This window comes from Streptomyces sp. NBC_00670, assembly GCF_036226765.1.
Lineage (GTDB): Bacteria > Actinomycetota > Actinomycetes > Streptomycetales > Streptomycetaceae > Streptomyces.
The window spans coordinates 4,200,521-4,212,256 of sequence record NZ_CP109017.1 but is presented as its reverse complement, the minus strand read 5'-3'; the positions used below and the strand labels follow the sequence as shown (position 1 = coordinate 4,212,256).

Genomic DNA, 11,736 nt, shown 5'->3' with positions numbered 1-11,736 from the left:
AGCCGAGATGTCCGATCTGCGCACCCCGCACGCGGGGGACGACCAGGCCGAGGACGACGACGTCGTCGCGTTGCTGATGCGCCAGCACGGCGACATCCGCAACCTCTTCGACGAGGTCGAGGCCACCAAGGGCGAGGAACGCCGCGACGCCTTCCACCGCCTGATGCGGTTGCTGGCCGTGCACGAGACCGCCGAGGAGGAGGTCGTCCATCCCTTCGCCCGGAAGGGCTTTCCCGGCGGCGAGCAGGTGGTGAAGGACCGTCTCGCCGAGGAGAAGGCGGCCAAGGAGACGCTGGCCGCCCTCGACGAGCTGGACACCGACGACCCGACGTTCATGCCCCAGTTGCTCAAGCTGCGCAAGGACGTCCAGGCACACGCGCGGGCCGAGGAACGCTACGAGTTCACCCACATCCGCCGCAGCACCGGCACCACCGATCTGGCCGCGATGGCCAAGGCCGTCAAGGCCGCCGAGGCCATGGCGCCCACCCGGCCCCACCCGGGCGTCGAGTCCGGGGCGAAGAACATGGCACTCGGACCGGTCGCCGCCCTCGTGGACCGCACCAGGGACGCCGTCCGCAAGGCCATGGGCAAGGGCTGACTCCACCTCCTCCCGGCCGGCCGGGCTCCGGTCGGCCGGCCGGGCACCGGTCGCGAGGACATACTCGCCGCGGCTCAGGACGTGTTCCTGCGCTTCGGGTACCGCAACACGTCCATGCACGAGGTGGCGCGGGCCGCGGGGTTGTCGCGGCAGGGGTCGTACCTGCGCTCCGCGACCAAGCAGGCGCTGTTCCACGCGGTGATCGAGCGCATGACCACCGTCCGTGCCCTCGCCGTCGATTCCCGTCGTCGCCGGTCATGAGGCCGTCGGCGTGGTCGGCGCCATCGGCTTCGCCGTCGACCCGAAGGTGCTGCCCATCGGCCGGCGCGTCGGCGTCGGCGCGTTCCTCGCCGTCATGGCGCGCATCGTGGCACACGGCCGATCGCCGTTTCGACGGCTGCCAGTCGGTCGGCGAGTACCGTCAGGGCGGTGACCGCCTGGGAGAGGTGGGCGTCCTCGGGGGTGCCGAGGGTGCGGGTGTGGGCCGTCTTCAGGGCCGTCCAGCGGGCGGCGCCCTCGGGGGTGAGTGTGCCGCGCAGTTCGGCGAGTTTGAGCAGGTTGGCCTCGGTGCCCGTGGTGAGGGTCTGCGCCTCGGCGCGGTAGTGGTCCTCGACGAGGGCCGTCAGTTCCGCCTCGTTCATGACGGGCTGGATCCGCTGGGCGATCCTGCGCATGTTCCGGTAGGAGCCCTGGAGTTGGAACGGCGGCTCGGTGCGGGTGGCGTCCGTCTGGGCGGCGGAGGCGATGTACGCGGCGTTCACCGCGAGGACCGTCGCGCGGGCGGTGAGCAGATGGCGCAGGGTGGCGAGGACCCGCTCCAGCTCGGCCGGTTCGTACGGGTGGACGAGCCGGTCCGCGCGGGCCGTCGGGTCGCCCTCGGCGAGGCGGAGCAGCAGGTCGAGGTCGGCCCGGTCGCGGCCGGCGAGCGGGGCGAGGTGCGGGTTGGCCGTCAGCGCGTTCTCCACGAAGCTCAGGCCGAAGACGTGCTCCTTGCCGGTGAGGACGTCGCCGAGGTTCCACACGTCGGCGCGGTTGGCGAGCATGTCGGGAACCCGGAAGCGGCCGCCGGACTCGGTGTACGGATTGCCGGCCATGCAGACCGCGAACCGCTTCCCGCGCAGGTCGTAGGTGTGCGGGACACCGTCTCGTACGCCGTCCACACGGCGCGTGGCGTCGCAGAGCGGGATGAACTTCTGGAGCAGTTCGGGTGAGGTGTGCTGGATGTCGTCCAGGTGGAGAAGGGTGTTGTTGCCGGCCGCCAGCGCGAAGTTGATCTTCTCGATCTCCTGGCGGGCGGTGGCGTTCGGGGCCTCGGCCGGGTCGAGCGAGGTCACGGTGTGCCCGAGCGCCGGTCCGCTGATCCGCACCAGCATCAGGCCGAGGCGGTCGGCGACGTACTCCATCAGCGTCGTCTTGCCGTAGCCCGGCGGGGAGACCAGCAGGAGCAGGCCGCCGGTGCCGGTGCGGTGGGCCGCGTCGGCGGTGCCGAGCTGCTTGGCGAGGCTGTCGCCGATCAGCGGCAGGTACACCTCGTCGATGAGCCGGTTGCGGACGAAGCCGGACAGGACGCGCGGACGGTGGTCGTCCAGGCGCAGCCGGGTCCGCTCGGCGGCGACCAGGGCGGCGCGGCGGGCGGTGTACGCGTGGTGGGCGGGGACGTCGTGGGCGCGGAACGCGCGGGTGCGGGCGAGGAGTTCGTCCACGCGGACGGTGAGGGCGCGGTCGGTGATGCGCGGGTGGGCGCCGAGCAGGCCGTGCACGGTCTCCGTCAGCGGGGCGTCGCCCGGGTAGCGGGGCAGGCCGGGGCAGAGCTCGGCGGCGACCGCCTCGGCGAGGTCGCCGGGTGCCGGGTCCGTGCCGGTGGCGGCCGCGTACGCCGTGAGCCATGCCTCGGCCAGCTGGCGGCGGGCGGCCAGGTCCTCGACGGCGGCCAGGTCCTCCGCGTACGCCGGGCCGCCGGCCGTGCGGTGGAACGTGTCGAGCAGGGTGCGGGTGCCGGCGCCGAGGACGAAGCCGTCGGGGCCGGTGGTCAGTTCGTCGAAGAGGTACGCGGCGGCGGCGGTTCCCTCCTCGACGGTCCCCTCCGCTGTCGCGCTCGCGTCCCCTTTCCCGATCGCCCGCGCCAGCTCCCCGCACAGGTCCGCGATCGCCGGCGCCGACCCGAACGTCTCCCGTGCCCGGGCCAGGGACTGTGCCCGGCGCCGCCAGTCCTGCCGCTGCTCCTCCGTCGTGCCGTGCGCCCAGAACAGCTGGGCGGCGGCGCGGGCGGCGGGCTCGTGGCGCAGCGGGCCCGCGCCCTCGTGCAGCCGCAGCAGCGCGGCGAGGATCGCCGTGGCGTCGTGGTCGTGGACGCCCCGCTCGTACCCCTCGTCGTACGCCGCCTCGGCCGCCTCCCGTACGAGCGCGGCCAGGTCGTCGGCGGCGGCGAGCGCGGCCGGGCCGTGCGCGTCGAGGAGCCGGGCCGCGAGGTGTTCGGCGCGGTAGACCTCGGGCGACTCCGACGGCAGCAGCCGGTCCCAGTGGGGGCGGGTGGCCGCGAACTCCGGGTCGGTGACCGGGGCGCGGTAGTCGGTGCCGGTGACGGCGAAGGCGAGGCCGTCGCCGTGCGGGACGAGGGTGAGGTCGAGGGGCTGGGTGGAGACGGCGAAGCGGTGGGCGCCCAGGCGCACGTTGCGGCCGTCGTCGGCGTACAGGTCGGTGCGGTCGCGCAGGGCGCGGGCGGCCTCCTGGCGGGCGGCGTCGAGGCGCCCCTCCAGCTCCTCCGCCCGTACCGCGTCGCCCAGTTCGCGCAGTTCCGCGGCGGTGCGGCGGACCTTGGCGGGCATCGGGTCGGAGGCGAAGTACGTGGTGACGGCGTCCGCGTCGGCGAGGCTCGCGGCGCGGCGGGCGACGGTGCCAAGGACGCGGGCGGCGGAGTCGGCGAGGCGTTCGGCACGGCGGGCGCGGACGTCGGCGAGGGACTGCTTGCGGGCGGAGAGCGCCTCGTGGATCTCCTCGCGCCTGTCGGCGAGCGTGTCGAGGAAGTCGTCGGACTCGGCGAACCGGGATTCCAGGTTCTCCACCTGGACCAGCAGCCGGGCGAGCTGTTCGTCACACGCCTCCGGGGTGTCGGCGACCGCGAGCGCGCCGGTGACGGCCTGGCCGAGCAGCGCGAACTCGGCGGTGAACCCGGCCCGGCCCTCCTGCTCCAGCAGGGCGCGGCGCCGGGCGTCGAGGACGGCGCGGGCCCGGTTGACGCCGCCGAGCGCCCCGGCGACGGCCTCCAGGACGGCGGTGCGGACGGTGGCGTCGCCGGTGTCGAGCCCGGCGACGACGTCGGTCACCGCGCCCAGCCCCTCGGCCAGTTCGTCGAGGCGGGCGGCGAGCGGCGCGGCCTCGGCGGCGGTGCCGATCTCCTCCGCGTCGGCGGCGATCCGTTCGACGTCGGCGTGGGTGCCGGCGAAGGCGTCCGGGCGGGCAAGGTGGGTGACGGCGCGCCGGCCGAAGGCGGCGAGGTCGGCCTCGGCGCCGGCGGCGAGCGCGTCGAGGCGGGCGGTGTCGGCGTACCGCGTCTCGCGCAGGGTCAGCAGGTGCCCCTGCGCGCGGCGCAGTTCGGTCAGTCCGGCCGCCCAGTCGGCGGCCCCGCGCGGTGCCTCGCCGCGCAGCCGGCGGACGACGGCGGCGAGGCGGGCGTCGGCCTCGTCGAGCGCGTCGGCCGCCTGCCGGGTCAGGGTGCGCACGGTGTCGAACTCGGCGAGCACCTGCTCGGCGGTGGCGCGCAGCCGGGCCAGCGGGTCGGCGAGGTCGCCGGCCTCCGGGTCGGCCAGCCAGTGGTGGGCGTCGGCGGTGCGGACGCAGGCGGCGGCCAGCTCCGCGTAGACCTCGCCGGTGGGCGTGGTCCCGGTGGCGGCGTGGGCCACGGACAGGCAGGCGGCGATGCCGCGCACGAGGTCGGCGTTGCCGATCCGGGCGAGGGGACCGGTACCGGCGGGGCGGGCGGCCTCGTAGGTGTCGGAGACGAACGGGGACGACCAGCGCTGGACGGGGTGCACCCGGGCGGGCTCGTCGCCCCCGCCGCGCAGCAGGGTGAGCGTGCCGTCGTCCGCGAGCGCCCAGCCCCGGCAGGACAGCGGGGCCGCGACCTCCTTGCGGATCGTGTGGTAGGGGAGCAGCAGGGTGCGGCCCCCGGCGGGCGCGCGGAACGCGAACAGCACGTCCTCGCCGTTGGGCGAGCGCACCTCACGCTCGAACTCCAGGCCCTCCGTGTCGAGTTCGTACGTGCGGTGAGTGCCGGTGGCCAGGCAGTGGCCGCCGGGGAAGACGATGCCCTGGTCGTCGGGGAGGCGGCGGCAGGCCCGCCCGATGCCGTCGAGGCGGACGACGGCCCTGGTGAGGGTGTTGAAGACCAGGTACCGGTCGGTGTCCTCCTTGTAGGGGCGCACCCGCAGCAGGATCAGCGCGCCGACCCGCGCGTGCGCGATGTCCGCGTCGGCGAGCGCCTGGAGCGGTTCGGCGACCGGCTCGGAGTGGATGCCGTCGGCGGTCTCGGTGTCGTTCTCCGTCTTGACGGTGAGCGTGCCGCCGACGGTGGCGACGTACACCTCGCCGCCGATGGAGACGTGCGGGTGGCGGCCGAGGACGTGGTCCTCGCGGGTGGTGGGGGTCCACGTGAAGTCGTGGGCGGGCGGCAGGACGTGGTCGCGGTCGCCGCGCGCGTCGAGGAAGGAGACGCGTCCGTCGTCGCCGACCGCCCAGCGCAGGACGCGGATGTCGTCGGCCTTCTCGCCGGTGCGGAACACGGCGAGCAGCCGGCCGTCGACCCGGCGCAGCCGCAGCAGGGTCGCCTCGCGGTAGTAGCGGTACAGGGCCGCGAACTCCCGTACGAACGCGGGGTCGTCGAGCAGCCCCGGTACGGCGTCCTCGGGCAGCCGGGCGAGATCGGGGCCGTGCAGTGCGAACACGTCCCCGACGGCCGTCCCGTCGGCGCTGCCGGCCGGGCCGGTCTCGTACCCGAGCAGCAGCACCTCGCCGAGGGCGACGGCGTCCTGCGCCACGCACGCGCTTTTGCTTTGCAACCGCTCGGTACCGGTGAGTTCGAGGCGGGCGGCGCCGAACTCCTCGACGCGGCGCGCGTTCAACGCCTCGGCGCGCCGGACGAGTTCGCCCGCCTGGGCGGTGAGCCGGTCCCGGAGGAGTTCGTAGGCGCCGGGGGCGGCGTCGGCTCCCGGGACGCCGGGGGCCGACGGTTCGTGCGTGCTGCTGTTCACCCCGGTCGTCATGGGGGTCCTTTCCTGCGGGGGCGCGAAGGTCCGTGCGGGGGCGCGAAGGGGTGTTCCGGAGCCGCCGTCCCCTGTGCGGCGGCTCCGGAAGACGAAAGGGGGCGGGGCGCCGGTCAGGCGCCGGCGCTGCCGTTCAGCGCCCCGGCCTTCAGGGACGTCAGCGGGGTGTCCGCGAGGCCCAGTTCGCCCGCCCGGTCGAGCAGCTTGCGCACCTGTCCGGCCTGCGCGCCGCCCGTCTGCATGAGCTTCATCAGCAGCGCGGAGACGGTCAGGTTCTGCACGTCCGCCGTGGAGACCGAGCCGAGCACCCGGCCGAGGTCGTCGGCGAGGCTCGACGTGCCGTCCAGGTACGGCCTGGCCAGCGCCTGCGCCGTCTGCGAGTGCTCGACGAAGCCGTCCACGCCCTTGCCGAGCGCGATGGACGACATCAGCCGGTCGAAGAAGACCGACTCGCCCCCGACGATGTCGATGTCCGCGTTCTCCAGCCCCGTGGCCAGCACCGTCGCCTGCGCCTCGGCGATCTGCCGCTGCACGTCGAGCCCGGCCAGCCGGATGTCCTTCTCGGCGGCCAGCCGCAGCCGGTACTCCTCGTGCGCGCGGGACGCCTCGTCGAGCGCGGCCATCGCCGCCGCCTTCTCCGTCAGCCCGGCCGCCTCGGCCTTCAGCTTCTCGCCGACGCCGTCCGCCTCGGCGAGCGCCTTGGCCCGGGTGCCCTCGGCGTCCGCGAGCGCCTTGGCCCGCGCTCCCTCGGCCTCCGCCCGCAGCCGCGCCTCGGCCGCCTCGGCCTCCGCCCGGCCGGCCTTGCCGATGACGTCCGCCTCCTTGTCGCGGACCTCCACCGCGGCCAGCCCCTCGGCCGCGCTCTCGGCCCGGGTGGCCTCCGCGAGCTTCAGCTTGGCCTGCGCCTCCAGCTCGGCGCTCTTCAACCGGGCCTCTGCCATGGTCAGTTCCTCGGCCGCGCGGTGCGTCGCGGACTGCTCGGCCGCCTCCGCCGCCTTGATGTCCTTGACCAGCTTCTCCTGCGCCTCCGCCTCGGCGGCGATGATCACGGCCTGCCGCTGCCGCTCCGCCTCCTCCACCGCGCGGAGCTTCTTGATGGACTCCTCCTGCTCGGCGACCGTACGGTCCACGGCGACCCGCTCGCGCACCACCTCGGCGATGTCCCGCTTCTCCGCCTCCACCTCCTTGGAGGCCGCGATCCGGGTCAGCTCGGTCTCCCGCTCCCGCGCGATGACCTCGAGGAGCCGGTCCTTCTCTATCCGCTCGCTCTCGATCGCGAGGACCCGTTCCCGGTTCTTCGCCGCGACGGCGACCTCGCGGGCCTGGTTCTCGCGCTGCACGCCGAGCTGTTCCTCCGTGCGCAGGAACGCGCCCTGCGCGCGCAGCCGCTCCTCCTCCACCACGCGCGCCGTCTCGGCCTCCTCGCGCGCCCGTACGGTCTCGATCTCCCGGCGCTGCTTGATCTCGGCGTCGGCCTGGCGCCGCTCCAGTTCCAGGACGGCCTCCCGGGCGTCCACGTTCTGCCGGGTGATCTCCTTCTCCTCCGTGCGCTGCGCCTCGTTGGTGCGCACGTGCTCCACGGCCGTCAGCTCGGTGATCTTCCGGATGCCCTGCGCGTCCAGGACGTTGGCCGGGTCGAGCTGGGTCAGCGGCGTCTGCTCCAGGTAGTCGATCGCCGCGTCCTCGAGGTGGTAGCCGTTGAGGTCGACCCCGATGACCTCGATGATCCGGTACCGCAGCTCCTCGCGCTTGGTGTAGAGGTCGGTGAAGTCCAGCTGCTTGCCGACGGTCTTGAGCGCCTCGGAGAACTTCGCGTGGAACAGCTCCTGGAGCGTGTCGCGGTCACTGGCCCGCGCCGTGCCGACCGCCTGGGCGACCTTCACGACGTCCTCGACGGTCTTGTTGACCTTGACGAAGAACGAGATGCGGATGTCCGCGCGGATGTTGTCCCGGCAGATCAGCCCCTCCTTGCCGGCCCGGGTGATCTCGATGGTCTTCACCGAGATGTCCATCACCTCGGCCCGGTGCAGCACCGGCAGCACGACCTGCCCGGTGAAGGTCACGTCCACCTTGCGCATCTTGGAGACGATGAGCGCCTTGCCCTGTTCCACCTTGCGGAACAGCCGGGAGAGAGCGAGTACGGCGAGCAGGCAGAGGACGACGAGCGCGCCCAGGCCCACGGTCATGGCATTCATCAGCGGTAACGTCCTTCACTGCTCGGCGTGCACGGCGTCCGTCCTCGACGGGTGGGGGGAGAGGAGAGGGCAGGCGCGGGCCGCGGTGCCGTCACCTGCCGGTGTCCGGCATCGAGTTGGTCCGATGCGGTTGCCCCGCCTTTATCCTGCCGACCATGTGCGCCTGCCGCATTGCCGACTTCCGGCAGTCTTTACACGCTCCTTAGTGCCGGAAGACATCGGAACCGACCAGCACCTCGCCCACGTCACCGCCCCCTTCGACCCGCCGCCCCCGACCTCCCTCGGCCTTTCCCGACCTCCCGTCCCCTCCCGTCCCCTCCCGTCCCTTCCCGTCCCCTCCCGTCCCCTCCCGTCCCCTCCCGGAAAGACTCCCGCCGTGCTCGTCGTCCGCTCCCTCGCCCTGTTCGCCGTCGCCGCGCTGTTCGAGATCGGGGGTGCCTGGCTGGTGTGGCAGGGCGTGCGCGAACACCGCGGGTGGGCGTGGATCGGCGCGGGGGTGATCGCGCTGGGGCTGTACGGGGTGGTGGCCACCTTCCAGAACGACGACCACTTCGGACGCATCCTCGCCGCGTACGGCGGCATCTTCGTCGCCGGCTCGATCGCCTGGGGCATGGTCGCCGACGGCTACCGCCCCGACCGCTACGACATCGTCGGAGCCCTGATCTGCCTCGCCGGCATGGCGGTCATCATGTACGCCCCGCGCGGCGGCAACTGAGGGGGTGGGCACCATGCATGTCGTACCGATGACCGGGACTCACGCGGACCAGGTCCTGGCCATCTACCGCGCGGGCATCGACGAGGGCGACGCGACGTTCGAGACGACCGCGCCCACCTGGCCGGTGTTCGACGCCGCCAAGCTGCCCGAACACCGGTTCGTGGCGGAGGACGGAACCGGGGCGGACGGCTCCGGGGCCGTGCTCGGCTGGGTCGCCGCGACGGCAGTCTCCGACCGCTGCGCGTACGCCGGCGTCGTCGAGCACTCGGTCTACGTCCACCCGGACGCCCGGGGCCGGGGCGTGGGCTCCGCGCTGCTGCGGGCGCTGCTCGCCTCCACGGAGGCGGCCGGCATCTGGACCGTCCAGTCCGGCATCTTCCCCGAGAACACCGCCAGCCTCGCGCTGCACGCCCGCCTGGGCTTCCGCGTCATCGGCACCCGCGAACGGATCGGCCGCCACCACGGCCGCTGGCGCGACGTCGTTCTGGTCGAACGCCGCAGCCTCGTGGTCGGCTGAGGGCGCGGAGCCGTGTCGATCTGCGGCTCCGCCGCGACCAGCCACGACGCACCCGCACCCGCACCCGCACCCGCACCACGACACGAACCCCCGAGCTGTCAGGCTCCCTTGGGCGCAGCCCCCGTCACCGTGAACCCCATGACCGAACCGCCGCCCTCCCGTCGGTAGGCGAACGCCGCGCCTCCGTGCGACGTCGCCACCTCGCGGACGATCGACAGCCCCAGCCCCGACCCCGGCAGGCTGCGCGCGTCCGCCGTCCGGTAGAAGCGGTCGAAGATCCGCTGGAGGTCCTCCTCCGCCACCCCCGGCCCCCGGTCCAGCACCTCCACCCGCACCGCGCCCGCGCGCGGCGGCGCCGCGTCCGTGCGGGTCGCCCCCGTGTGCGCCGGGCCCGCCACCGTCACCGTGATCGGGGCGGTACCGCCGCGGTCGAACTTCACCGCGTTCTCGACCAGGTTCGACACCGCCCGCTGCAACGCCGACGCCCGCCCGTCCACCGTCGTGTCCCCGGTGACCCGGACCGTCACCTCGCGCCCCGTACGGCGGCGGACGATCACCGCCACGTCCTCCGCGAGGTCGCCCAGCGCCACCCGCCGCACCGGCTCGGCGTCCGACTGCCCGGCCGCGAGGTCGACCAGCTCGTTGACGAGGTCCGTCAGCTCGCGGGACTCCTGCGCGAGGTCGGCGACGAGTTCCTCCCGCGTCGAGGGCGGCAGTTCGTCGATGCGGCGCAGCAGCGAGATGTTCGTCCGCAGCGAGGTCAGCGGCGTCCGCAGCTCGTGCCCCGCGTCCTGCACGAGACGGCGCTGGTCCTCCTCCGACTGCGCCAGCCGGCCGAGCATCCGGTCGAACGAGCGGCCGAGCCGGGCCACCTCGTCGTGCCCGGTCACCGGCACCTGGATGCCCAGCCGCCGGGTGCGGGCCACGTTCTCCGCCGCCTCCGTGAGCCGGACCAGCCGCCGGGTGATCCGCCGGGCCAGCCACCAGCCGAACAGCCCGGAGCCGCTCACCACCGCGGCGACCAGCAGGATCGTCCGTTTCTGCAGCTCCCGCAGCAGATCCTCGGTGTCGCTGAACTCCTGCGCCACCTGCACCGCGCCGCGCCCGCCGCCCAGCGAGACGATCGCCACCCGGTAGAAGTCGCCCGCGACCGCGACCTCGCCCTGCTCGACCAGCTGCCCGGCCGTCGCCGCCCCGGCCATCCGGCGGCCGGTGGCGTCCACCGGCAGCCGCGGCTTGCCGGGGTCGACGACCGTGCCGGACGGGCCGATGACCTGCACGTCCATCCGGCTGGAACGGAAGATCGCGGCACGCGGACCGTCCCGGTCGGGATCGTCCTTGGCGAAGTCGTCGGAGTCGAACCGCTGCTGCCGCACCTGGTTGCGCAGATCCTCCACGCGCTCGGAGAACACGGTCTTCTCGTCGACGCGGACGAGCCGGGCCGCGGCGTCGTAACTGAGGAACCCGATCAGCACGGTGACGCCGACGGCGACGGCCGCGAACGACACGGTGAAGGTCGTCCGCAGCGACGACACCGTCCTCAGCCGGCCGGGAACCCGGCTCACCGGGACGTCCGGTCCCGGCGCCTGCTCAGCCCTCGGCGCACGCCTAGTCCTCCCTCAGCACGTACCCCACACCCCGCACCGTGTGGATCAGCGCCGGCGCCCCCGGTTCGTCCAGCTTGCGGCGCAGATAGCCGACGTAGACCGCGAGGTTCTTGGAGCCGGGGCCGAAGTCGTAGCCCCAGATGCGGTCGTAGATCGTGGCGTGGTCGAGCACGATCCCGGCGTTGCGCGCGAGGAGTTCCAGCAGGTCGAACTCCGTGCGGGTGAGCTCCAGCTCCCGCTCCCCGCGCCACGCCCGCCGCGCCTGCACGTCCATGCGCAGCCCCGCCACCGACAGTTGCCCGCCGGACCAGCGCTCCCCCTTGAGCACCGCACCGCCGTTCGGACCGTCGGGACCGGCGTACCCGCCGTACCCCGCCGTCCCCGTGCGCCGCAGCAGCGCGCGCAGCCGGGCGAAGACCTCCTCCACGTCGAACGGTTTGACGACGTAGTCGTCCGCGCCCGCGTCCAGACCGGCGATCCGGTCCGCCGTCTCGACCAGCGCGGTCAGCATCAGGATGGGCGTACGGTCACCCTCCGCACGGAGTACACGGCAGACCTGAAGGCCGTCGATGCCGGGCATCATCACGTCGAGAAGCAGCACGTCGGGCGGGGTGCGGTGGGCGTGCGCGAGGGCCTCCACCCCGTCGGCCACGGCGGTCACCTCGTAACCCTCGAGCGTCAGGGCGCGTTCCAGGGCATGACGGATGGCACGGTCGTCCTCGGCCAGCAGAACTGTCTGGGTCACCCCACCAGTCTGCCAAGGCCGCGGCCGGGTACCCACCGGGTGGACCGGGGTGCGGGCGGGCTTCTTACCCGCCTCTCACCGCGGGCGGCCCGGTGGTTTAC

General features: G+C 73.9%; 8 protein-coding genes. 4 read left to right on the top strand and 4 right to left on the bottom strand.

The window, feature by feature from the left end:
* The first annotated feature begins 7 nt into the window (after positions 1-7).
* Together OIE12_RS18675 and OIE12_RS18670 are read left to right on the top strand one after the other, a co-directional pair.
* Positions 8-598 carry a hemerythrin domain-containing protein gene (locus OIE12_RS18675; RefSeq protein ID WP_329136794.1) on the top strand — a complete coding sequence of 197 codons (591 nt, stop codon included), beginning with the start codon at positions 8-10 and terminating at the stop codon, positions 596-598.
* A 60-nt stretch (positions 599-658) separates the two neighbouring features.
* Positions 659-859, top strand: a complete 201-nt coding sequence (locus OIE12_RS18670; RefSeq protein ID WP_329142040.1) for a helix-turn-helix domain-containing protein — start codon at positions 659-661, stop codon at positions 857-859.
* A gap of 92 nt (positions 860-951) precedes the next feature.
* Here OIE12_RS18670 and OIE12_RS18665 read toward each other — a convergent pair whose 3' ends face one another.
* Positions 952-5,856 (bottom strand): DNA repair ATPase, encoded by a 4,905-nt coding sequence (locus tag OIE12_RS18665; RefSeq protein WP_329136792.1) that lies wholly within the window; start codon positions 5,854-5,856, stop codon positions 952-954.
* 113 nt (positions 5,857-5,969) lie between these two features.
* Complete coding sequence (locus tag OIE12_RS18660) at positions 5,970-8,051, bottom strand: flotillin family protein (protein ID WP_443053852.1); 2,082 nt, start codon at positions 8,049-8,051, stop codon at positions 5,970-5,972.
* 376 nt (positions 8,052-8,427) lie between these two features.
* Between OIE12_RS18660 and OIE12_RS18655 the strand changes: the two genes are divergently transcribed.
* Together OIE12_RS18655 and OIE12_RS18650 are read left to right on the top strand one after the other, a co-directional pair.
* On the top strand, positions 8,428-8,766 hold the full coding sequence (locus tag OIE12_RS18655; RefSeq protein WP_329136789.1) for a YnfA family protein: 339 nt from the start codon (positions 8,428-8,430) through the stop codon (positions 8,764-8,766).
* Positions 8,767-8,794: 28 nt separating this feature from the next.
* Entirely contained in the window at positions 8,795-9,283 is a 489-nt protein-coding gene (locus OIE12_RS18650) for a GNAT family N-acetyltransferase (RefSeq protein WP_329136787.1), read from the top strand.
* Positions 9,284-9,381: 98 nt separating this feature from the next.
* Here the strand turns inward: OIE12_RS18650 and OIE12_RS18645 are convergent, their stop codons facing one another.
* Complete coding sequence (locus OIE12_RS18645) at positions 9,382-10,848, bottom strand: sensor histidine kinase (protein WP_329136785.1); 1,467 nt, start codon at positions 10,846-10,848, stop codon at positions 9,382-9,384.
* Between the two features lie 43 nt (positions 10,849-10,891).
* Positions 10,892-11,635 (bottom strand): response regulator transcription factor, encoded by a 744-nt coding sequence (locus OIE12_RS18640; RefSeq protein ID WP_329136783.1) that lies wholly within the window; start codon positions 11,633-11,635, stop codon positions 10,892-10,894.
* Between the last annotated feature and the right edge of the window lie 101 nt (positions 11,636-11,736).